17 protein-coding genes are annotated in these 23,311 nt (G+C 70.3%); 9 read left to right on the top strand and 8 right to left on the bottom strand.

The features are described 5' to 3' along the window. The first annotated feature begins 148 nt into the window (after positions 1-148). Positions 149-2,002 carry an alpha/beta fold hydrolase gene (locus tag C8E87_RS31240; protein WP_239080535.1) on the top strand — a complete coding sequence of 618 codons (1,854 nt, stop codon included), beginning with the start codon at positions 149-151 and terminating at the stop codon, positions 2,000-2,002. Between the two features lie 88 nt (positions 2,003-2,090). On the opposite strand, the gene C8E87_RS31245 is transcribed toward C8E87_RS31240, so the two are convergent. Together C8E87_RS31245 and C8E87_RS31250 are read right to left on the bottom strand one after the other, a co-directional pair. Then, positions 2,091-4,517, bottom strand: coding sequence for a VIT domain-containing protein (locus tag C8E87_RS31245; protein ID WP_133876397.1), 2,427 nt, complete (start codon positions 4,515-4,517; stop codon positions 2,091-2,093). Further along, the gene (locus tag C8E87_RS31250) at positions 4,514-5,224 is read right to left on the bottom strand and encodes a helix-turn-helix domain-containing protein (RefSeq protein WP_133876398.1); all 711 of its coding nucleotides are present in this window, start codon (positions 5,222-5,224) and stop codon (positions 4,514-4,516) included. The genes C8E87_RS31245 and C8E87_RS31250 overlap by 4 nt, the downstream gene beginning before the upstream one ends. 55 nt (positions 5,225-5,279) lie before the next feature. On the opposite strand from C8E87_RS31250, the gene C8E87_RS31255 reads away from it, so the two are divergent. Continuing rightward, positions 5,280-5,975, top strand: a complete 696-nt coding sequence (locus C8E87_RS31255; RefSeq protein WP_133876399.1) for a cyclase family protein — start codon at positions 5,280-5,282, stop codon at positions 5,973-5,975. On the opposite strand, the gene C8E87_RS31260 is transcribed toward C8E87_RS31255, so the two are convergent. From C8E87_RS31260 to C8E87_RS31275, 4 genes are read right to left on the bottom strand one after another with little or no spacing between them, the layout of a single operon-like run. Then, entirely contained in the window at positions 5,923-8,271 is a 2,349-nt protein-coding gene (locus C8E87_RS31260; protein ID WP_203720876.1) for an immune inhibitor A domain-containing protein, read from the bottom strand. The genes C8E87_RS31255 and C8E87_RS31260 overlap by 53 nt on opposite strands. A gap of 39 nt (positions 8,272-8,310) precedes the next feature. Then, positions 8,311-8,577, bottom strand: a complete 267-nt coding sequence (locus tag C8E87_RS31265) for a hypothetical protein (protein WP_133876400.1) — start codon at positions 8,575-8,577, stop codon at positions 8,311-8,313. Positions 8,578-8,614: 37 nt separating this feature from the next. After that, positions 8,615-9,397: an ABC transporter permease gene (locus tag C8E87_RS31270; protein ID WP_133876401.1), complete on the bottom strand. Its 783-nt coding sequence runs from the start codon at positions 9,395-9,397 to the stop codon at positions 8,615-8,617. After that, positions 9,394-10,293, bottom strand: coding sequence for an ABC transporter ATP-binding protein (locus C8E87_RS31275; RefSeq protein WP_133876402.1), 900 nt, complete (start codon positions 10,291-10,293; stop codon positions 9,394-9,396). Before C8E87_RS31275 ends, C8E87_RS31270 begins: the two co-directional genes overlap by 4 nt. 132 nt (positions 10,294-10,425) lie before the next feature. On the opposite strand from C8E87_RS31275, the gene C8E87_RS31280 reads away from it, so the two are divergent. Beyond that, entirely contained in the window at positions 10,426-11,658 is a 1,233-nt protein-coding gene (locus C8E87_RS31280) for a sensor histidine kinase (protein ID WP_133876403.1), read from the top strand. Then, on the top strand, positions 11,637-12,326 hold the full coding sequence (locus C8E87_RS31285; RefSeq protein ID WP_133876404.1) for a response regulator: 690 nt from the start codon (positions 11,637-11,639) through the stop codon (positions 12,324-12,326). The genes C8E87_RS31280 and C8E87_RS31285 overlap by 22 nt, the downstream gene beginning before the upstream one ends. Before the next feature lie 49 nt (positions 12,327-12,375). On the opposite strand, the gene C8E87_RS31290 is transcribed toward C8E87_RS31285, so the two are convergent. Next, on the bottom strand, positions 12,376-13,554 hold the full coding sequence (locus C8E87_RS31290) for a dipeptidase (protein ID WP_133876405.1): 1,179 nt from the start codon (positions 13,552-13,554) through the stop codon (positions 12,376-12,378). A gap of 163 nt (positions 13,555-13,717) precedes the next feature. Between C8E87_RS31290 and C8E87_RS31295 the strand changes: the two genes are divergently transcribed. From C8E87_RS31295 to C8E87_RS31315, 5 genes are all read left to right on the top strand, one after another. Beyond that, complete coding sequence (locus C8E87_RS31295; protein WP_133876406.1) at positions 13,718-15,238, top strand: CBM96 family carbohydrate-binding protein; 1,521 nt, start codon at positions 13,718-13,720, stop codon at positions 15,236-15,238. A 131-nt stretch (positions 15,239-15,369) separates the two neighbouring features. Next, positions 15,370-17,871 carry a putative bifunctional diguanylate cyclase/phosphodiesterase gene (locus tag C8E87_RS31300; RefSeq protein ID WP_133876407.1) on the top strand — a complete coding sequence of 834 codons (2,502 nt, stop codon included), beginning with the start codon at positions 15,370-15,372 and terminating at the stop codon, positions 17,869-17,871. A gap of 83 nt (positions 17,872-17,954) precedes the next feature. Continuing rightward, a complete protein-coding gene (gene pgi / locus C8E87_RS31305) occupies positions 17,955-19,592 on the top strand; it encodes a glucose-6-phosphate isomerase (RefSeq protein WP_133876408.1) in 1,638 nt (545 codons plus the stop codon). A gap of 33 nt (positions 19,593-19,625) precedes the next feature. Further along, entirely contained in the window at positions 19,626-20,696 is a 1,071-nt protein-coding gene (locus tag C8E87_RS31310) for a winged helix DNA-binding domain-containing protein (protein ID WP_133876409.1), read from the top strand. Between the two features lie 63 nt (positions 20,697-20,759). Next, entirely contained in the window at positions 20,760-22,082 is a 1,323-nt protein-coding gene (locus C8E87_RS31315; protein ID WP_133876410.1) for a carbohydrate-binding protein, read from the top strand. Between the two features lie 39 nt (positions 22,083-22,121). Here the strand turns inward: C8E87_RS31315 and C8E87_RS31320 are convergent, their stop codons facing one another. Beyond that, positions 22,122-23,087 carry an FAD-dependent oxidoreductase gene (locus tag C8E87_RS31320; RefSeq protein WP_133876411.1) on the bottom strand — a complete coding sequence of 322 codons (966 nt, stop codon included), beginning with the start codon at positions 23,085-23,087 and terminating at the stop codon, positions 22,122-22,124. Positions 23,088-23,311 lie beyond the last annotated feature (224 nt).

Here is a 23,311-nt window from a genome sequence, read left to right on the forward strand (position 1 = left end):
GTGATCGATCACATTGAGTCGGCTTGGCGACAGTTGACCCGGCAGCAACTTCCCAGCTCCACAACGGCGAACCGACTTGATCTCCAGCGAACCTACCTTTCAGCTCATCCGGGCGCGACACGGGCACCGGCTGATCTGAAAGGTCCCCATGTCGCTTTCCTCCCGCCTGCTCGCCGCCGGTGTGGCGGGCCTGGTCATGGCCGGTGCGTTCGTCCCGCCGGCCACCGCCACGGGCCGTTCCCCTGGCTCGGCCGCGCCGGGCCGTTCCCCTGGCTCGGCCGCGTCGGGCGCCTCCGACGTCGTGGCCGCGTCGGGCGCCTCCGATGTCATGGCTGCGTCGGGCGCCGCCGACGTCGTGGCCACGGCTAAGACCGCACGAACCTCCGCCCGGGAGCGTCGCCGTGTCGACTCGGTGGCCTCCCCGAAGCTGCACTGGTATTCGTGTTACTCGTGGGCGCAGTGCGCGACCGCGAAGGTGCCGCTCGACTACGACCGCCCCCACGGTCAGCAGGTAACGCTGGCCCTGCTGCGCATCAAGGCCCGCGACCAGCAGCACCGGATCGGCAGCCTGTTCGTCAACCCGGGCGGCCCGGGCGCCTCGGGCGTCGGGCTCGCGCTGGCCGCGCCGTACTTCATGAGCGACTCGCTGCTCGAGCGCTTCGACATCGTCGGCATGGACCCGCGCGGCATCGGGTTCAGCGACCCTGTCAACTGTTTCGGCGACCCCGGCCGTCAGCAGCCCGTCATCGCCAAGCTCAACACCGGTTTCCCGTACGGGGTCAAGGAGGAGAAGGCGTTTCTGAAGGCGGCCGCCAAGCAGGGCCGGGCATGCTCGACCGCCGGGCGTCAGCTCGCCGGCTCGATGTCGACGGCCGAGGTCGCGCGGGACATGGACGTCATGCGCCGGGCGGTCGGCGACAGCAAACTCACCTACCTGGGTTTCAGCTACGGCACCGCGCTCGGGCAGTACTACGCCAACATGTTCCCCGACCGCTTCCGCGCCATCGCCGTGGACGGCGTGATCGACCCCCGCGCCTGGGTCGGCAGCCGCCGCACGGCCGGCCAGGTGCAGGACGACCGGCTGCGCTCGGCCGACGGCGCGTGGAAGGCGCTGCAAGAGATCATGCGCCGGTGCAACGCGGCCGGTCCGGACAGGTGCGAGTTCTCCGGTCAGGCGCTGCGCCGCTTCCGGATCATCGCGAACCGCCTCAAGGCCGAACCGCTGACCGTCGGCGGACAGAAGATCACCTACGCCGCGTTCGTCAGCATGGCGCTCAGCTCGCTGTACGACGTCGAGGCGGGCGCCGACCTGACCGAGATGGCCGCCGCGTTGTGGCGCCTGACCACCCCCGGCGCCAAGGCCGCCGGAACCGAGGCCGCCGTCGTCCAGCGGGCACACCGGAAGGCCGTCGGTCGTGCGTTCCCGTACGACAACTCGTTCGACGCCTACGCCGCTGTCATGTGCACCGACGGACGTCATCCCGCTCGCGGCTCCGCCTGGGTGAAGGCGGGTGCGAAGGCCGACAAGCGCGCCCCGTACTTCGGCCGCGCCTGGGTCTGGGCCAGCGCGTCGTGCGCCCGCGACTCGTGGACGGTCCGCGACGAGGACGCCTACACCGGACCGTTCAACCGCCGCTCCAAGAACCCTGTCCTGGTCGTCGGCAGCTACTGGGACCCCGCCACGAACTACGCGGACGCGGTCACGTCGTCCGAACTGATTCCGCACAGCCGACTCCTCTCGAGCACCAACTGGGGCCACACGGCCTACGGCACCTCGGCCTGCGTGACCGGCGCGATGGACCGCTACCTGCTCACGCGGGCCCTGCCCGCCCGGGGCAGGACCTGCGTCGGCGACATCCAGCCCTTCCGGACGCCGCTGAGCGACAACCCGGACGAGACCGTTAAGGACGCGTTCGACCTCAACACCGCCACCCCGGCCGAGATCGCCGCCCACGGCCTCCCGGCTCGGAACACCCCGAAGGTCCTGCCACCCGTCCGCTGACACGCCACCAGCTCCCCGTCGTGCGCGTGCTTCCGACGCCCCGGTTCGGCGTTGGCGGGCGGATCTCGGGGAGCTGGGTGCTGTGGTGTCAGCGTTTCCAGAAGGCCTTTCGCTCGGGTGCGGTGTTTGACGACGGCGGTCCCTCGGCGGAGGTGGGTGGTGTGGCGTCGCCCGCGAAAGCGGTCAGGACTTCCACTGCGGCCGTCCATTTCTCGGCTGTGGTGGCGTCGGAGCGGAGCTTGATGATGAGGTCTTTCAGCGGTGCGAACGCCGGGTCGTCGAGCCCGCCGGTCAGCACATCGAGGCGGCTGGCCAGGTCGTCCAGCAGGTCGCGGCGCTCCCAGTCGGGCAGCCCGGCGGCGTCGCGGAGGCGCTGAACCTCGGTGGCGGCCAGAGCGCGCACCTCGTCGAGGCTGAGCGTGCTCCCGAACGACGCCTGCGCCTTGGCCCGCATCATCGCCGGCCGTGCGGCCGCGCGGCCAGCCCGGAAGCCGCCGGCCCCGCTCGCGCCGCCCGGGCCCCCCGAATCGGCCGGGGCGGCGAACGACTCCAGAGTGGCCGGCGCGAACCGGGCCGGGGCGGCCGGTGGTGCCGGCATCGGCGCGGCCGCGGCCGCGGCCATCGGCATGTAGCCGGCCGATGCTTCCTCGGGCGCCGCCCAGCCGTCGGGGAACTCGACCGGCTGGGTCACTCGGCGGGTCTTCCCGCCCTCGTTGACCACCCGGCTGTCGACGGCCACGAACGCCGTGAACCGGCACAGCACCCCGTAGCGCAACGAGGTCGCGACGATGCGCTGCTCGAGCCCGCGGTCACCCGCGGCGTACGCGTCCTCGAGATCGCGCAGCCGCGCCCGTGCCCACTGCGCCTCGAACGCCGTCTCGTGGCGCTCATGCACCGGGACCGTCGCGCGAAACTCACGATCGTCGCGTGTGCAACCGGTGACCACGAGCTCGCCACCGGGTCGGCCGGTGTAGCGGCCGCTCACCACGAGCGGGACACCCGGGTAGAGGCCGGGCAGCCGAGCCGGTGTCGTGTCCTCGTCGACCAGGGTCAAGCCCGTGGCCTCGACCCGCAGGCCGGTGACGACGGGAGCGCCGATGCGGCGGTGGATGTGCTCCATCGCCTCGTCGAGACGGTCCTCGCTCTCGACCAGCTCGGCCCGGCCGGCGCCGAGCGCGGCGAGCCGCCCCAGGAACCCGGCGTTGACCGCACGGTCGATGCCGATCGTGTGGATGCGTGTGGTGCCGATCAGCGGCGTGACGTCGTGGACGATCTGGTCCTCGTTGCCGACCTGGCCATCGGTGACCAGCACGAGCACCCGGTCACGACCCTCGCTCGCCCGCAGCAGCTCCAGCCCTTCGCGCAGCGGACTGAGCAGCTCTGTGCCGCCGCGGGCGTCCGCCTTGGCAAGGTGCTCGACCGCGCGGAACCGGTGCCGGTCGATCGCCTCGGCCAGACCGGAGGGCAGGTCGTCGGGCCGGTCGACCTGATGGTCGAACGTGAGCACCGCGAAGCGGTCGGCGGCGGTCAGCGTGTCGATCACCCGGGCCGCGGCCCGGCGTGCGGCCACCATCTTCCAGCCGCCCATGCTGCCCGAACGGTCGAGCAGCAGGACCACGTCTTTCGGGCGTGCCGGCGTGGAATCGGCCGGCGGCAGCACGACCAGCTGGAAAACGCCCTCGGGCTCCTCGGCTGTCTCGTCGGCCACGGCGATCGCGGTCTGGCCGCCGCCGGCGTAGGGCAGGCGGAGGATGAAGTCGCGGTTGGCCCGCTCGTCGGGACCGATGGTCAGCACACCGTCGCGATTGATGACCGTGTGCAGGCTGGATCGCACCTCGCCCAGCTCGAGGCCGGCCGGGTCGATCTCGACGGAGACGCCGAGCCGCAACGGATTGGGGAAGCCGGGCAGCAGGACCGGGGGAGTGATGCGCGAGGCGTCCGGCACGGCATCGGTGTCGGGCGCCCAGCCGTCACCCACCGACCGGCCGGGCAGCGGAGTGCCGGGAATGTAGCGCGGCGCCACCACCAGTGGGAACCGGAACGTGGCCTCACCGTCTTCGAACGGCAGCGGCCCGACCATGCTCAGCTCGACCGTCACGCGCTCACCGGGGACGATGTTGCCGACCCGCATGGTGAAGACGTCAGGCCGCTCCTCCTCGGCGATCGACGCCCGGCGGCCGGAGGCGATCGCCTGGTCGTAGGCCTCCCGCGCCGCCCCGCGTTCCTGCAGCTCGGCCGTGACCACGCGATCGTCGCAGGTCATCGTCATGCCGGTGACGGCGGCGCGGTCGGGCAGCGGGAAGACATAGGTCGCCTCGAGAGCGTCGTCGTGCACGTTGACGAACTCGGTGGTGACCACCGTGCGCGCGACCAGGCCACTGATGCGGGCGCGCACGTCGAGACGGTCGAGCGGCAGGGCGCCGCGGTCGGTGCGCAGCATGCCGAAGCCGGCGTCGGGGAGGATCCGGATGCGGCTGATCTCCCCCGGCGCCATCGGGGTGACGGAAAAGGTCATGACGGACTCCCATCGATCAAGCCGTCGGCGGAGGTGAGGCCTCGGGCGGTGAGCAGGTCGAGCAGGGGTGCGGCGGCCTCGGCGATGGCGTCGCGGTCGCGGTCGGACACGGGGCCGGGGACGAGCAACAGCACGTCACCCCCAAGGGCCACGCCGGTGAAAGCCTGAGTCGTCGCAGCGGAACGGCGGGCGGCCGGCGGACGTGACGCGGGCGGTTTCGGCACGTCAGCTGGTGACGCGGCCGGAGGCACGGGATCGTGCGACGGCCGACCGTGGCCCGGCGGTGTGGGCCGGGGCGGATGGGTCTCGGGCGGATGGGTCTCGGGTAGGGGGTCGGCCCAGAAGCGGGCGCGCTCGGCGTGATGCTCCAGGGCGTTGTCGTCGATCGTGACCAGCAGGCGCGGCGGCACGTGGGAGATCTCGGTCAGGGCGGCCGGCGAGACGGCGGTCAGCTCCTCCTGGATCTGGGCGAGGGTGAGGCCCTCGGCCTGCCGCCGCTTGATGGCGACCAGCTGCTGCAGGTGGCGCGGACCGTAAAGAGCCGTGCGGCCGCGCATGCCGAGCGGCTTGTCGACCAGGCCGATCGTCGAATACCACCGGATCGCCCGGCGATCGGGCAGGTCGCGGACGCGGCCGTTCGGCGCACCGGGGTATTCGGCCTCGAGGGCTTCACGTACCCGTTCTACCAACTCGTCGAGCGTCCACATGCCAAGAAGCATGACACTGTCACGATGACACTGTCAATGGGCTATGGTGTCCGGCATGCAGCTGGTCAGCCTCTCCCACGTGCACGACCCCGCCACGACGAACGTCTACCCCGGCGACCCGCCCTTCGAGCTCGAGACGGTGGCGACAATTGACAAGGACGGCTACTACCTGCGCGCAGTCCGCCAGGGCGAGCACACCGGCACCCACTGGGGCGCGCCCGGCCACTTCAATCACGGTGAGCCGCTGGCCGACGAGCTGGACGTGGAAGACCTGTATCTGAAAGCTGTCAAGATCGACGTACGGGAGAAATGCGCCCGCGATCCCGATTACGCCGTCACGATCGCTGACATCGAGTCCTGGGAGGCGACGCACGGGCGCGTTCCCGACGAGTCCATGGTCATCCTCTGGACGGGTTGGGACGCCAAGTGGGGCACGGCCGAGTTCACCAACGCCGGCGCGGACGGCGCGCTGCACCATCCCGGGTTCGCCGTCGAGACCGCGCGCTGGCTGATCGATACAGGTCGCCTCGGTCACCGCGGCGGCACGGGCACCGACGCGTTCAGCCCCGACGTGGGCGCCGACGCAACCTACACGGTGTCGCACCTGGTCCATCGCCGCCACCGCATCAGCCTCGAGGTGCTCGCCAACCTGGCGGCGCTGCCCGAGACCGGCGCCCACATCCTGTGCGGCGGCCAGATCAATCGCGCGGGCTCGGGCTCGCCGGCGCTGATCTACGGCCTGCTGCCCTGAGCTGCGGGCCGGAGTCCGTGGCCGGTGGCGGCGCAGATGTCGAGGGGGAGGACGGGGGATGAGTCGGTGCAGGACCGGAGCCGCCCGGCTGCAGGCGGCCGTTGGCGATCAGGCGATAGGGCGCGAAACGCTTCTCGGACTCGGCCGGCTCGTCGTGCGAGATGACGGCGACGACGCGGGGATAGGAAGCCAGACGCCGAAAACGCGTCAACGGGACGACCTCGGCGCGTCCGGGAGCCAGCCCGACCAGGCGGACGTGCCAGGCGTGCACAGGGGTGCGCCGCACGGCGGTCGGGGAGGTCCACCCGGTCAGCGAGGTGCCGTCGCTGAGCTCGCGGCCGGCGAGGGTGATCGTCCCGATGCGCCAGCCACCCTTCGACGTCGCCGCATCCGTCACGTACCGCAAACCGAGCAAGACCTTCCTTCCCGCGTACGCCTTGAGGTTGTACTCGGCCGTGACGACCCCGTTGCCGGCGCCGGTCAGGGCGGGGCCGAGCGGGCCGGGAACGGTCCGGTCACCGGTGACGGCGTGATACGTGCGCCCGCCGTTGTTCGAGATCATCACGTAGGCGTGGTCGTAGCGCTCCTCGGCGGCGTAGGACGTCTCCAGCCGCAGCACAGGCTCGCCGGCCGGAACGGTCACCGGCCTGACGGCGTACGCGTCGAGGTTGTCGGTGTTGCCGGAAAAGAGGGTGCCTCCGGCGATCGTCCACCCGATCGGCAACGGATCCAGCGTGGAGGCGCCGCGGAACGAGACCGACTTGAGAGGTGTCGGCAGTGGCACGTAGTCCGCGCCGTTCGGGGCCGCGCCCGGCATGTCGTAAGCGGCCGCGTTCTCGAGGTTGATCGTGGAGCGCAGCGACGCCGCCCTCACCCGCTCGGCTGCGATCCCCGCGACGGGACCGTCCACGTCGTCGACCAGCGTCATCAGCTGGAAATCGTGCAGCACGTCGTAAAGCGCGACCCCGACCGGCAGCGCTGCCTGCACGCCCGCCAGCCCTTGCCGCTGCCCGTCGCGATGCAGGGCGGACACCACCTCGATGCCGAAACGGTCCCGCAGATAAAGCATGAACTGATAGACGTTGCCGTAATCGGCGAGCACCTCGCTCGGCGCGCCCTCGTCCCACAGGTTCAGCGAGTTCTGCGGGCCGCCACAGGCGCGCGGGTTGATGTTGTAACGCGTCCGCACGGACCCCCAGCCCTGGAAGCACATGAGATGCACATCGTTGCCCGGCTCGTGGACGCGGGCGCGGGCGTCGACATAACCACTCACCGTCGACGCGAAGTCGGCCAGGCCCTCGTTGACCCAGGTCGTCTCGTTCGGGTCGGCGTAGTACTCCAGCAGGTGCTGCCACTCGTGGGCGAACGTCGCCTCGTACATGCGCGGGCGCGCGGGCCGGCTCGTGCAGAGGTCGTCGGTGGGGTCGTCGGCCGGTGCTGCCCCGAGGCGGTGTTTCCAGTCGTAGGCGTCGATGGTCATGACGTTGCGGTCGAAGAGCTCGTTGAGCTCTCGGGAGAAGAACCCGGCGACATAGGTGACAGCCTTGGGAAAGGTGTAGTAGTTGGCGTCGCGGATGTTGTCGACCAGGGTGACCGTCTTGTCTCCGTCACCGGTGAAGTCGCCGTCCATCGTCGCTGCCGCGCCGTTGCGCTCGGGCGGGGTGCTGAAGACGGCCGTCTCCTTCGGATAGATGGTGCCGTCGAACTCGCGCACCAGGTCGGCGATGTTCCGGTCGGTCACCTCGATCGAGTTCTTGCGGCAGTCGGCGGCGGGAAAGGCGAGATCGTGAGCGACCCATACCTCGATGTGCCGGCCGACCGCCTTCAGCGTGTAGTTCTTGCGATACAGCTTGCCGGTTGTGTCGTCGAGCCCGACCCATTCCCGTACGGTCCCGACCGCCGGTGTGCCCTCGGCCGCGACCCGCCCGTGCGGCCGGGCCTGCGGGCGGCGGCTCGGCGGAAGCGGGCGGCCGTCGAGCGTGAACCGCGTTCGGCTGAGCTCGCGGACGTCGGAAGCCGGCCCGGGGCCTCGGCCTGCGCGTCGGGTGTGAGCGGCGGTCCCGATTCTGGCAGTGGCGAAGCCGGCGGAATTCGGCGAGTCCGCGGCAGTGGGCCAGGCGGCAGTGGCAGTTGGCCAGGCGGCAGAGGCAGTTGGCCGGGCGGCAGAGGCAGTTGGCCGGGCGGCAGAGGCAGTTGGCCAGGCGGCAGCGGCGCGTGAATGGGTGTGGATCGGGGTGGGGGGCGTGCCGAGTAACAGGGCGGTGGCGACAAAAGCTGCAAACCCGGCATGGCTCATGAAAAGGGACGCTACCCGTGGCGGGTGGCGTCCCGGTGGCTATTCGAAGAGGGAGTGGTCTTGGCCGTTCTCGGTGCGACGGCGGGCTCGGCGGCGCAGTTGCACGACGATCATGTCGATCACGGCCACCGCGGCCCAGGCCAGCAGGAGCCAGCCGGGCACCGCCCAGCCGGATCGCAGCAGCAGGATCCCCAGGACGGCGCAGATGACGAAGCCGAACGCGGCGAGGATCAGTCGCAGGTTGAGCGCGCTGTACGGTTTCTCGACCGTGCCGCGCCGGCCGGGCGGTTGGGCGCCGATGGGCATTGTCCTCGCCTACCCCCGCCCGGCGGTGGGCAAACCCTCAGTTCACCTCACGGCGCAGCACTCGCAGGATGCCCGCCACCAGCGGCAGCAGCACCCACACCGCGGCCGAGACGCCGACCCGGGCCCATTCGTCGCCGGTCATCCCCGGCTCGCCCATGGCGGCGGTCGTGGAGTTGATGTCGAGCCAGCCGGCCGCGTCCCGCAGGGCGCTGATCGTGCCGCCCAGGATGCTCCACACCATCGGCAGGGCCAGGTACAGCACGATGGCCAGCGGCGAGTTGAGCAGCAGCGCGCCGAACGCCAGGCCCATCAGCACCAGCAGGATCTGCATGACGAAGCCCTGCGCGACGAGCGAGCCGGCGATGTCCCAGCCACCGTCGGCCCCGAGCGCCCCGGCCAGCAGGTTCGCCACAGCCGAGATCGCCAGCATGGCCAGGGTCGACACCACCGCGATCAGGGCGCCCGCGATCAACTTGGCCACGATCACCCGCTCGCGCGCCGGCACCAGCGTGAACGTGGTGAGCGCGGTCCGTTGCGACCATTCGGCGGTCATCGACAGGATGCCCAGCACCGGCAGCAGGACCGCCGACGGCAGCAGCGCGAAACTGAAGAATCCCTCGAGGTGCTGGTCCTCGTCGGGCGCCCAGCCGAGCAGGATCACCGAGGTGCCCACGGTGGCCAGCGCGATGGCGATCAGCATCCACATCCCGGCCCGCGTGTCGCCGAGTTTGCGCAGCTCGACGCGGGTGAGCCGGCCGATCCCGGGCGGGCGGTGCCGCACGCGTACGGAGGAAACGGGGGTTTCGAGAACGGCGGTCATCGGACAGCCTCCTTGACTGATTCGCCGGCGGTCAGGGTGAGGAACATCTGCTCGAGGCCACCGGAGCCGGCGGGCCTGAGTTCGAGGAGCACGAGCCCGGCGTCGGCGGCGGCGCGGCCGATCACCTCGGAGCCGGCCGGAACCACGAAGCCGCCGTCGGTGGTCCTCGTCCCGGACAGGCCGGCGCGATTGAGCACCATCTCGAGCGCGGCGGGGTCGGCCGCGCGAACCAGGGTGCCGGTCTGGGCCAGCAGCTCGGCCTTGCCGCCCTGGGCGACGATCTTGCCGCCGCCGATGACGACCAGCTGGTCGGCCACGGCCTCGACCTCACGCAGCAGGTGGGAGGAGAGCAGCACCACGCCGCCACGGTCGGCGAAGTCGCGCAACAGGCCGCGCATCCAGTAGATGCCCTCGGGGTCGAGCCCGTTGGCCGGCTCGTCCAGGATCAGCACCGCCGGGTCGCCGAGCAGCGCCAGGGCCAGGCCGAGGCGTTGCCGCATGCCGAGCGAGTAGGCCCGGACGCGTCGCTTGCCCGCGGTCGTGTTCAACCCGACCCGGTCGAGCGCGCGGGGCACCTCCTTGGTGTCGATGCCCATGGTCAGGGCGGCAACGGTCAAGACCTCCCTTCCCGTACGCCCGGGGTGCTGAGCCGACGCGTCGAGCAGCACGCCCACCTCCCGGCCGGGGTTCCCGAGCCGGCGGTAGGGCACACCGCGAACGGTCGCGGTGCCGGACGTGGGTGTGGAAAGACCGCAGATCATGCGCATGGTGGTCGACTTGCCCGCACCGTTGGGGCCCAGGAACCCGGTCACCGTGCCGGGCTCGCAGGTGAAGGACACGTCGTTGACGGCGGCGTGGCTGCCGTACCTCTTGGTGAGATTCTCGACCGTGATCATGCCGTCAAGCCTGCGGGCGCCGGGTGGCTGCGCGCTTCGGCCGGAGGTCGGCCACCCAGAACCTTGGTATGCCCCTGACCCCCGACTTTGGTAGGTATCCGGGCCGTCACGCGCGCCCGTAGAGTTTTGGACGTGGGAAAGCTCAGTCAGGATTACCGGTGGCTGCTGCCCTCCGCGCTCGAAGCGTCGGATCCGGGCCGCAGGTCGACCCGTGACTGGCTGGTCGACACCCTGGTCTTCTGCCTCGCAGTCGGCTTCACCGTCTACGGCACGTGGGATCTCTTGCAGCCGGAGCCGTCGTTCCTGGTCGCGCAGGGAGGCTCGCCGGCGTGGCTGATCTGGACAGACTTCTGGTGCGCCATGATCGGGGCGATCGGGCTGTGGTGGCGGCGCACCCGGCTTCTGATCCCGTTGGCGATCTACTGCCTGGTCCTCTCGACTTTCAGCGTGGCGGCCAGCGTCACGATGGTCGCCGTGGTCTTCACCGTCGCCGTGCATCGCAGGTTCCCGGTGCTTGCGGTCTTCTTCCTCGGCACTGCGGCGACCAACATCGTGTTTCCGATCATCCGTCCCGAGGAGGGCAACAGCTATTGGGAGACGACCGCGTGGGGTCTGGTCTTCCTTCTCATCGCTTGTCTGTGGGGCATGGTGGTCCGCGCCCGGCGCCAGCTCGTCGCGTCGTACCGGGACCGCGCCGAACGTGCCGAGGCCGAGCAGCAACTGCGCGTGGCCCAGGCCCGTTCGACCGAGCGCAACCGCATCGCCCGCGAGATGCACGACGTGCTCGCCCACCGCATCTCGCTGCTGAGCCTGCACGCGGGCGCGCTCGAGATCAAACCGAACGCCACGCCCGACGAGGTCACCACGGCCGCCGGGGTCATCCGGGCCAGCGCCCACCAGGCGTTGCAGGACCTGCGCGAGGTGATCGGCGTCCTGCGCGACGACCGGCCCGAGGGCGCCCCCGAGCCGCCGCAGCCGACCCTGGGCGAGCTGACCTCGCTGGCCGAGGAGTCACGCTCGGCCGGCGTCAAGGTCGACCTCGACGTGGCGGTCGAGCCCGAGACGGTTCCGGCCGGCACGGGGCGCACCGCCTACCGCATCGTGCAGGAGGGTCTGACCAATGCGCGCAAGCACGCGCCCGGCGCTTACGTGCGGGTCAATGTGGCCGGGTCGGCCGGCGAGGGACTGGTGATCGACATCCGTAACCCGTGGCCGATCGGCGGCACGGGCACGTCGATCCCGGGCACGGGCACAGGGCTGATCGGCCTGACCGAACGGGCGGCGCTGGCCGGCGGCCGTCTCAGCCACGGCCGCACGCCGGAGAACGAGTTCGCTCTGACAGCATGGCTGCCATGGCCGACGTGATCGAGGACGACGAGAAAGAGCGGGTACGGGTGCTGATCGTCGACGACGACGCGCTCGTGAGGGCCGGGCTCAGCATGATCCTCTCGGCGGCTTCCGACATCGTGGTGGTGGGCGAGGCGGTCGACGGCGCCGAGGTGCCCGGCGCTGTGTCGAAGCACGAGCCCGACGTCGTGCTGATGGACATCCGGATGCCGCGGGTCGACGGGCTGGCCGCCACCGAGTCGCTGCGGGCCCGGTCCGGCGCGCCCGAGGTGCTTGTGCTGACCACGTTCGACGCCGACGAGTTCGTGCTGCGCGCGCTGCGGGCCGGGGCCAGTGGTTTCCTGCTCAAGGACACGCCGCCGGCCGAGATCCTGCGAGCCGTACGCCGAGTGGCCGCGGGCGAGGCCATGCTGTCGCCCACGGTCACCCGGCGGCTGATCGCGCATGTCGCCGCCCCTGCCCCGCCCTCGCGCGCCCGCGCCGCCGACAGGCTCGCCCAGCTCAGCGAGCGCGAACGCGACGTGGCCCTGGCCCTGGCCCACGGCCGCTCGAACGCCGAGATCGCGTCCGACCTGCACATGTCCGTGGCGACTGTGAAGGCCCACGTCTCCCGCCTGCTGATCAAGCTCGAGCTCAACAACCGCGTTCAGGTCGCCATCCTCGTCCACGACGCCGGCCTCGTCTGACCACGACGCCGGCCTCGTCTGACCACGCCGGACGCCGTCGTAACGGGGGTCAGCGGGCGGGAGTGAGGGGCCAGAGGGGTTCCTCGGCGAGACGCTCGGCTTCGCGGAGGGCTCGGAGGATGTTGCGGTTGGCGAGTTTGGCGAGGTCGTCGTCGGACCAGCCGCGGCCGGCGAGCTCGGTCATCAGCAGGGGGTAGCTGGACACGTCGCCCATGCCGTCGGGGAGTTCGGGGGTGCCGTCGTAGTCGCCGCCCAGGCCGATGTGGTCGACCCCGGCCACGTCGCGGGCGTGTTCGACCTGGTCGGCGACGTGGGCCACGGTCACCGGCGGGCGCGGGTTGGCGGCCAGCCACGCCGCGAACTCGGGTTCCACCACGCGGTCGGGGCCGGGCCACTCCGGCAGCGTGGCCGGGTCCTCGCCGGGGCGGGGCGCCCGTGGCCACTCGGCCGGGCGCGGCGGCGGGCCGAGCCGCTCCCACTCCTCGTCGGCCGCTGCCATCCACGCCCGCGACTCGGCCGACAGGAACGGGGCCACGAACGTCAGCTGGATGACGCCGCCGTTGTCGCGCAGCCTCCTCAGCACGTCGTCGGGGACGTTGCGGGGGTGGTCGTGCAGCGCGCGCACCCCGGAGTGGCTGAAGATGACCGGGGCGAACGCCGTGTCCAGGGCCGCGTGCATGGTCACCGGCGCCACGTGTGACAGGTCCACCAGCACGCCGATGCGCTGCATCTCGCGTACGACGGCTCGCCCTTCGTCGTTGAGGCCGCCGACCCGGGACTCACGCACGGCCGAGTCGGCCCACGACAGGTTCTCGTTGTGGGTCAGCGTCACGTAACGCACGCCGAGACGCGCGAACGCCCGCAGCACGCCGAGCGAGGTGGCCAGGCTGTGCCCGCCCTCGATCCCGATCAAGGAGGCAACCTTGCCGGCGGCCATGGCCTGCTCGACGTGGTCGGCGCTGTACGCGATCGCGAAGTCGTCCGGGTACGCCGCCGCCATCCGGTACACGGCGTCGATCTGTTCCATGGTCGCCACGACGGCTTCGGGCTCGCTCAGCTCACCCGGCACGTAGACCGACCAGAACTGCCCGCCGACCCCGCCCGCGCGCAGCCGGGGAATGTCGGTCTGCAGCGAAGGCTGCGGCTCGTCCAGGCCGTCGACCCGGTATCCGAAGCGTCCGCGCAGCTGCATGGGCAGGTCGTTGTGCCCGTCGATGATCAGTTCCATCCTGTCTGGCTACCCCGCGAAAGCGCCGGATGGCAAGACTTGAGGAAAACAACCCCCGCAACCCGACCGCACCGCCGCGGGCACCGGCCGCGCACCGAGCGTCCCGGAATCTCTTTCACATGCCCGGCTGACAACGGCCGGACGGAGTGGGGGAGAGCAAAAAGTGCGTCGTTCGAAGCTGAAGAAGTACTCGGTGCTGACCGCGGTGCTCGCCGGTACGGCGGGTGTGGCGGCCACGGCCCCGGCCCAGGCCGTTGCCGCCGGGACCACCTTGAAGCTGGCCGCGGGCCACGACGCGTACGTCTCGAACGTCCGCACCGGTGTCGTCTTCGGCAACGAGACCAAGCTGGTCGCCGGCATCGCGGGCAAGGAGACGAAGACCTCGTTCCTGCAGTTCGCGGTCCCGGCCGGCACCAAGGTCGCCGGCGCCCGCCTGAAGCTGACCACGCAGGCCCAGACGACCAGCACGGTCACGCTGCGCCAGGTGGCGAAGACCAACTGGACCGAGGCCAAGCTCACCGCGGCCAACGCTCCCGCGCTCGGCTCCGTGCTGGCAAGCGCCGTCCCCGGCACGACGGTCAGCTTCGACCTGGGCAAGGTCGTCAAGGGCCCCGGCACGTACGCGTTCGCCCTGTCCTCGACCGGCGCGGCGGTGCGTTTCCAGTCGGCCGAGGCCGGCAGCGGCGCCCCGGTCCTGGAGGTCACCACGCAGGGCGACGTGTCGCCGCCGGTGGCCAAGCCGGCCGGTGACTGCGTGACCGACGCGAAGCTTGTTCCCTCGTGTGGCGTGCTGTGGGGCGCCGCGGCCGGTGGTTTCACGACCGCGCCGCGCGACCAGGCCCTCAAGGACTGGGAGAAGCTCAGCGGCCGCACCTCGACGATCTACCACACCTACCACAAGGGTGACGAGAACTTCCCGACCAAGGCCGAGATCGCGATGACCGGCGACTCCGCCAACCCGCGGGTGCTGCTGACCAACTGGAAGATCGCGTACGGCTCGACGTGGGCGAAGGTGGCCAAGGGCGAGCAGAACAAGCGGATCGATGCGTTCGCCGCGCGCGCCAAGACGTACGGGAAGAAGTTCTTCCTGGTTCTGAACCACGAGCCGGAGAACGATGTTGTGGCCAGGGCCGGCTCGGGCTTCGAGGCGAAGGACTTCGCCGCCATGTACCGCCACACGATCCTGCGTCTGCGCTCGCAGGGCGTCACCAACGTCGTCAACGTGATGGCGTACATGGGTAACGAGAAGTGGATGGCCCAGTCGTGGTGGAAGGACCTGTACCCCGGTGACGACGTCGTCGACTGGATGGGTCTCGACTCGTACGTGAGCGTCGAGCCCGGCTACTACCACTTCGGCAAGTTCAACGACCTGCTCGACCGCGCGCCGACCGGTGGTGGCCTGGGCTTCTACGAGTGGTCCACCACCAAGCACGCCGCCAAGCCGATCATGGTCGCCGAGTGGGGCGCCTACCACCGCGTCAACAAGGTCACCGACAAGTCGGCGATGTTCAACAGCGTGCTGCCCGAGCTGGCCAAGCGTCCGGCCGTGAAGGCGATCGTGTACTTCGACACCAAGAAGGACGACGAGGGCGACCGCGACATCAGCATCAACAGCACGCCGGCCGCGCTGGCCGCGTTCAAGAAGCTGGCCGCGGACCCGATCTTCAAGGTGAAGCTGGGCTGACGCTCCGCAGGTGACGGCGGCTTCCCCGTACGGGGGAGGCCGCCGTTCCTGTTTCCCGGGGTTTTTCTCAGGTGGCCGTACGCGAACCCGAAAAGCTGAACGCCGTACGCGAGGACAGGGGGAGGGCCGCGATGACGTCGGGCACCGCCCTGGTCGCCTTCGGTGTCGCCGTCGTGGCGGTGCTGGTGGGGCGCCGCCGTACGTCCCGGGTCCGGCTCGCCTGGTTCGGTCTCGGCGCCGGCGCCCTGTCCGAGGCCGTCGGCCTCCTCGCCGAGGGGCCGCGGAACGCCGGTCACTTGGCGACGGCCGTGTTCGTCACGCTCGCGCTGCTCGCCCTCCCGCAACCTCAGCGGTCCTGGATGAGCCGGCTGCGCGGCGTCGTGGACGCGCTGCTGATCGCCAGTTCGCTGCTGCTGGCCAGCTGGAATCTCGTGCTCGCCCCGGCCGGGCCGGGCGGCGACCCGCTGCTGACGGCTCTGCCGATCGCCGATGTGGTGCTCGGCACCGTCGCGATCGTCGCGATCGCCCGCCGGCGCCGCGGTTGGCGGGAGTCCTCCACGCTCATGCTGATGTGCACCGGTCTGCTCCTGATCGCGGTGGGTGACAGCGTCGCCGTCCGGCTGGCGGTCGAGGACGTCACCGGCTGGGCGGCGTTGCCCCAGGCGGGTGGCCTGGCCGGTTACGGGATGCTGCTGCTGGCCGCCGTCCGCGCGGCGGGCATGAACCTCCGCGACGAACGCGAACCGGACGTCGAGACGGTCGTGACCCCGCGATCGGCCGGCCTGCTGCTCCCGTACGTGGTCGTGCTCGCCGCCCTGGTCCCCGGCACCTTGTGGCTCGCCACCGGGGATGCGAGCTCGGCCGGCTTCGTGTGGTGCCGGTCGGTGACGATCGCCCTGATCGTGCTGCGCGGGCTGATCCTGGTGCTCGACAACCGTCAGCTGGCTCGTCGCCTCGAGGAAAGCGTCACCGGCCGTACGGCGGAATTGGCCGGCAGCGAGCAGCGCTTCCGTGCCCTGGTCGAGCAGAGCTCTGACTCGCTGGCGATCCTCGAGGCCGACTCGACCGTGCGCTATCAGAGCTCGTCGGTGGAGCGCATCTTCGGCTATCCCGCGTCGGTGCTGGTCGGCCTGCGACTCGTCGACGTCGTCGGCAAGCGGGCCGCACCGAGGATCCTGGCCGGGATCGAGGACGTGCTCGGCCGCCCCGGCAGCGTCAGCACGTTCCCGGTGACCTTGCGCCACCGGGACGACACCTGGCGTCTGGCCGAGATGACCGTCACCAATCTGCTCGACGACCCGTACGTGCGGGGTCTGGTCTTCAACACCCGTGACCTGAGCGAGGCCGAGCGGCTGCAGGACCAGCTCCGGCACGAGGCCCATCACGACGCGCTGACCGGGCTCGTCAACCGGGTGTTGTTCCGCGAGCGGCTGGCCTCGGTGTTCGGCGACGGGGTGGCGATCCTCTTCCTCGATCTGGACGGGTTCAAGCAGGTCAACGACATCCTCGGGCACGCGGCCGGTGACCAGTTGCTGGTGCGGGTGGCCGCGCGGCTGGTCGAGGTCGTCCCGGATCCGGGCACGGTGGCCCGGCTCGGCGGGGACGAGTTCGCGGTGATCACCGATGCGTCCGAAGCGGAGTCGCTGGCCGCCCGCATCCTGCGACGCCTCGACGAGCCGTTCGTGGTGCACGGGCGTGAGCTGCACGTGGGGGCGGGCATCGGGCTCGCGTCCGCCGCCGACGCCACCGACATCGAGCAGCTGCAGCGCAACGCCGACCTGGCCATGTACAAGGCCAAGGAGGCCGGCGGCGGGGTCTACGCGACCTACGACCCGGCGATGCACGACGCGCTGACGCAACGGCTGTCCCTGGCCGGCGATCTGCGCCGCGCGCTGGAACGCGACGAGCTGGTGCTCCACTATCAGCCGACCGTCGACCTGGCCACGGGTGAGATCAAAGGCTTCGAGGCCCTCGTACGGTGGGAGCACCCCACCCGCGGCATGGTGCCGCCGCTCGATTTCATCGGCATCGCGGAGTCGACCGGCCTGATCGTGCCGCTGGGCCGCTGGGTGCTGGCCGAGGCGTGCCGCCAGGCGGTGGCTTGGGGACGCCCGCTGACCATGGCCGTGAACGTGTCGGTCCGCCAGTTCGAGGCGGGTGACCTGGCCGCGACGGTGGCCGAGGTGCTGGCCGAGACCGGGATGCCGGCCGGTCGGCTGTGCCTCGAGATGACCGAGAGCGTGCTGCTCACCGACACCGACGAGAACCTGTCGCGAATCGTCGGCCTGAAGGCGCTCGGCGTCATGCTGGCCATGGACGACTTCGGCACGGGCTACTCGTCGCTGGCCTACTTGCGGCGCTTCCCGATGGACGTGCTCAAGATCGACCGGTCCTTCGTCGACCGGCTGGGCGAGGGCGACGCCGAGGACGAGACGCTGGTCCGGACCATCGTACGGCTGGGACACCGCTTCGGGATGAGGACGGTGGCCGAGGGCATCGAGAACGAGGCGCAGATGTCGGCGCTGCGCGGGATGGGATGCGATTTCGGCCAGGGTTACTTCCTGTCGCGGCCGCTGCCCGCCCGGCAGGCCGGAGCGCTGCTCGAAGCCGGAGTGCCCGCCTCCACCCCGTGATTCGCCCCGCGTCGCCGTCGCATCGCTGCGATTCGTGCCAGGATGAAGGCGAGAGTCCGGGTTCAAGGAAGAGACTAGGGCAAATGAGCGAACACGTTTCTGACAGCGCCGAGTGGCTTGCGCTGCAGGGCCACGCCGAGAAGTTCAACGGGGTGCACCTGCGCGACCTCTTCGGCAGCGACCCGAATCGCGGCGAGCGCCTGACCGCGCGGGTGGCCGACCTCACCGTCGACTACAGCAAGAACCTGGTCGACGACGAAGTGCTGACCGCTCTGCTGGCGCTGGGCGAACGGGCCGGGCTGCGCGAGCGTACGGCCGCCATGTTCGCCGGCGAGCACATCAACATCACCGAGGACAGGGCCGTGCTGCACACCGCCCTGCGCCTGCCGCGCGAGGCCACGCTCGTGGTCGACGGGCAGGACGTGGTGGCCGAGGTGCACGAGGTGCTCGATCGCATGGGCGCCTTCAGTGACCGCGTACGGTCGGGGGAGTGGACCGGGCACACCGGTCAGCGCATCAAGACCGTCGTGAACATCGGCATCGGCGGCTCGGACCTCGGCCCCGTGATGGCGTACGAGGCACTCAAGGCCTTCAAATCGCCCGAGATCGAGTGCCGGTTCATCTCCAACATCGACCCCACCGACCTCTATCAGAAGACGCACGACCTCGACCCGGCGACGACGCTGTTCATCATCGTCTCCAAGACGTTCGGCACGCAGGAGACGCTGACCAACGCGACTGAGGCGCGCAACTGGCTGCTGGCCGGCCTGGGCGAGGGCGCGGGCGCGGACGCGGTCGCCAAGCACTTCGTGGCGGTGAGCACGAACGCCAAGCGGGTCAGCGACTTCGGCATCGACACCGCCAACATGTTCGGCTTCTGGGACTGGGTGGGCGGTCGCTACTCGTTGCCCTCGGCGGTCGGCCTGTCGGTCATGGTGGCGGTCGGCAAGGAGAACTTCGCCGACATGCTCGCCGGTTACCGCGCCGTCGATGAGCACTTCCTCAACACGCCGCTGGAGTCGAACGTCCCGGCGCTGCTCGGCCTGCTCAACGTCTGGTACGACACGTTCCTGGGCGCCCAGTCGCACGCCGTCCTGCCGTACTCGCAGTACCTGCACCGCTTCGCGGCCTACCTCCAGCAGCTCACCATGGAGAGCAACGGCAAGTCCGTACGTCTCGACGGCTCGCCCGCGTCGTTCCAGACCGGCGAGATCTTCTGGGGCGAGCCCGGCACCAACGGGCAGCACGCGTTCTACCAGCTCATCCACCAGGGCACCAAGATGATCCCGGCCGACTTCATCGGGTTCAGCAAGCCCAACCACGACATCGGCGAGATGCACGACCTGTTCATGTCGAACTTCTTCGCCCAGACCGGGGCTCTCGCTTTCGGCCGTACGCTCGACCAGGTGCTCGCCGAGGGCACCTCGCCCGAGATCGCGCCGCACCGGGTCATGCAGGGCAACCACCCGACGACCACCATCCTCGCCGAGGAGCTGACCCCGTCCGTCCTCGGTCAGCTGATCGCGCTCTACGAGCACATCACGTTCACCCAGGGCACGATCTGGCAGATCAACTCCTTCGACCAGTGGGGTGTCGAGCTCGGCAAGGTGATGGCCAACCAGCTCGCGCCCAAGCTGACCGCGTCGTCGGCGCCGGCCACGGACGACGACTCGTCGACCAACGCCCTCATCAAGCTCTACCGCTCGCAGCGCGGCCGCTGATTTTTGTCGGACCCGGGTTCTAGGGTCGTCGTCATGGACTCGACGACGGCCCTGGGCCTGCGAATGACCAGCCTGCTGCTGCGGGGCAACGCTCCCGGCTCGGTGGCGGGCATCGTCGAGTGGTTCGGCGCGATGCAGGCTCAAGATGTCAACAGCGGCCTCTGGTCACTCGGCCGCCGCCTGCCCGGCTGGACGCTCGAGCAGGTCAGCGAGGCTCTGGAAGAGAAAACCGTCCTGCGTACGTGGCCCATGCGCGGCACGGTGCATTTCGTGCCCGCGGCCGACGCGCACTGGATGCTCGACCTGATGGGCGTCCGCGCCCTCGCCGGGGCGGCCAAACGACGTGAGACCCTCGGGCTCGACGAGGCGACCGCCGACCTCGCCGTCGAGGTTCTCGGCGCGGCGCTCAAGGGTGGCGGCCGGCTCACCCGGGCCGAGTGCATGACGGCGCTGGCCGACGGCGGTGTCGAGATCGCCGGTCAGCGGGGCTATCACCTGCTCTGGTACGCGTCTCAGCGCGGCGTCACGGCCATCGCGCCCCACGTCGGCAAGGAACAGACGTTCGTGCTGCTCGACGAGTGGGTGCCGGCGCCTCGCCGTCCCTCCCGCGAGGAAGCGCTGGCCACCGTCGCGCTGCGCTACTTCCGCAGCCACGGCCCCGCGACCCGCAAGGATTTCGCTGGTTGGACGGGCCTGACGATGACCGACTGCCGCGCGGGCATCACGGCCGCCGGCGATCAGCTGACCACGGTGGACGTCGACGGCGTCGAGATGACCATGGCAGCGGACGCTCCCGACCTCGGGGCGGGGGAGTGGCTGGCGTTGCCCGGCTTCGACGAGTACATGCTGGGCTACAAGGACCGCTCGCTGTTCACCGACAACGTCGACGCGATCGTGCCCGGCGGCAACGGCGTGTTCCGCTCGACACTCGTCCAGGGTGGCCGGGTGCGCGCGACGTGGACCCGCACCCTCACCCGCAAGGGCGTCACCGTGACCGTCGAGCCGTTCACGGATCTCACCGCGCGCGACCGTGAAGCCGCGGCCGAGGCGCTCGAGCCGTACGCGGCCTATCTCGGTTTGCCACTGACTGTTAAGAACCCTTGATATTTATATATGTGAACTCCATGATGTGCGTAACGCAGGCCACAGACGCATCGAGGAGTCGCCATGGGTGTCCGTCGGAGAGTGTTGGCGCTGGCCGCAGCGCTCGGAGTGGCCGCGGGCGGGTTCGCCGTCGTCGTGGCCGGCGGGGGTGTCGCGTCCGCCGCGGTGACCTGCTCGAGCACGACCTGGCGGGAAGGCCCGACGTACACCGCCGGCCAGCAGGTCACCTACAACGCCCACCTCTATCAGGCGCTCGTCACCCACACGGCCTGGGCGGGCACGGGCTGGAACCCGGCCGCCACGCCGACGCTGTGGACCGACCTCGGCGCCTGCACGGGCGGCCCCACGACCCCGCCCCCGACCACCGCGCCCCCCACCACCCTGCCTCCGACCACCCTGCCTCCGACGACCCCGCCGCCGAGCTCGCCGCCGCCGGGTTGTGCCGTGCGCGGTAAGCCGGCGGGCAAGGTGCTGCAGGGCTACTGGGAGAACTGGGACGGCGCCGCCAACGGCGTGCACCCCGGCATGGGCTGGATCCCGATGAACGACAGCCGGATCACCCAGCACGGCTACAACGTGCTCATGGCCGCCTTCCCGGTGATCCGCTCCGACGGCACGGTGCTGTGGGAGAACGGCATGGACGCCGGTGTCCGGGTGCCCACCGCCGCCGAGATCTGCGCGGCCAAACAGCAGGGCGCGACGATCCTCATGTCGATCGGCGGCGCCACCGCGGGCATCGACCTCAGCTCGGCCGCCGTCGCCGACCGGTTCGTCACCACGATCGTGCCGATCCTCAAGCAGTACAGCTTCGACGGCATCGACATCGACATCGAGACCGGCCTGACCGGCAGCGGCAACATCAACCAGCTGTCGACCTCGCAGGCCAACCTGATCCGCATCATCGACGGCGTGCTCGCCGCGATGCCGTCCAACTTCGGCCTGACCATGGCGCCCGAGACCGCGTACGTGACCGGCGGCAGCGTCACCTACGGCTCGATCTGGGGCTCCTACCTGCCGATCATCAAGAAGTACCTGGACAACGGCCGCCTGTGGTGGCTGAACATGCAGTACTACAACGGCTCGATGTACGGCTGCGGCGGCGACTCGTACAGCGCCGGCACGGTGCAGGGCTTCACCGTCCAGACGCAGTGCCTGGCCAACGGCCTGACCATCCAGGGCACAACCATCCGCATCCCGTACGACAAGCAGGTCCCCGGCCTCCCCGCCCAACCGGGCGCGGGCGGCGGCTACATGACACCGGCGCTGGTCACCCAGGCGTACAACAGCGTCCCCGGCATCAAGGGCCTGATGACCTGGTCGATCAACTGGGACGGCTCCCGAGGCTGGACCTTCGGCGACAACGTGAAGCGCCTGCAGGGCCGCTGAGGCAGGGCCGGGCCGGTGCGGCAACACCGGCCCGGCCGTTCAGTGCCCGAGCAGGGGTGCGCACAGCCGGGCCACCTCCTCGGCGCAGCCCCACGAGAGGCTCACCCCTGCCCCGCTGTGGCCGTAGTTGTGGACGATGTGGCGGTTGCCGAGGTCATCGTGCTCGAGGCGGACCTCGGGCCGGGACGGGCGGATCCCGGTGCGGTGACCGATGATCGTGGCGTTGCGGATCGCGGGGAAGATCTGGCTGCACCGGTCGACGATGGCCTGGGCGATCTGACGGTCGGGGACGGGCTCGGCCTCGCCTTTCTCGGCGCTTCCGCCCAGCAGCAGCACGTCGCCCTGGGGCAGCAGGTATGTCATGTCGCCCAGTTCGTCGGTGTGCTCGGCGAAGAAGTCGGTCAGGCCGGGGTTCCGAACGGCGACGAGCTGCCCGCGGATGGGCTCGACCTCCGGGTCGGGAACCAGTTCCCGCGCGCCCACTCCGCTGCAGTTGATCACGACGGGCGCGTCGGCGAACCCTTCGCTCAGGCTCTGCAGCCGCTCCCCGAAAAGCAGCTCCCCGCCGGCCGCGGCCAGCCGTCGCTGCAGTTCGTCGAGGTAGGCGGGCATGTCGATGATCGGCGCTGTGTAGTGCCAGCCATGGACGAAACCACCGGGGAGCTCCTCCGGCGCGCACTCGCGATAGCCCGGCAAGCTCAGCGCCCACCCCGGAGTCGCCATCGGTATCCGTGATGCCTCGACGCCGTCGAGGACGCGAACCCCGGGGAAGTCACGGCCGGCCAGGTCGACGAAGACGTCGTAGGACCGGGCCGCCCACACCTGGACCCGGGGATGGTTGGCATAGATGGGGTCCCAGATCGCGCCCGCGGCTGCCGAACTGCTCTCCGCAGGTTCTCGCTCGGCGCGTATCCGCACCCGGATGCCACTCTCGGCCAGACATACGCCCGTGGTCAGCCCGGAAACACCGGCACCGACGACTAGCACATCGGTGTCGGAGGTCATCTTTCGAACGCTAACGGGCTTCGATGTCACAGTGCTTCGTGGACGGTAATTATGCGATGCGTGCAGACAACGGCGTACCTCCCTTGTCGTTGTCCGGCGGCGATGTTATCGACACGTAGGGCTTTCGTTCGATCACGCGTTGTTGCAATCCGCGCGCCTATGCGTTCCAATCGACAGGCTGGTGCAGCGCGGGCGAGACGCGCCGCGGGGGCGCAAGGGTCATC

It is taken from the genome of Paractinoplanes brasiliensis, assembly GCF_004362215.1.
Taxonomy (GTDB): domain Bacteria; phylum Actinomycetota; class Actinomycetes; order Mycobacteriales; family Micromonosporaceae; genus Actinoplanes; species Actinoplanes brasiliensis.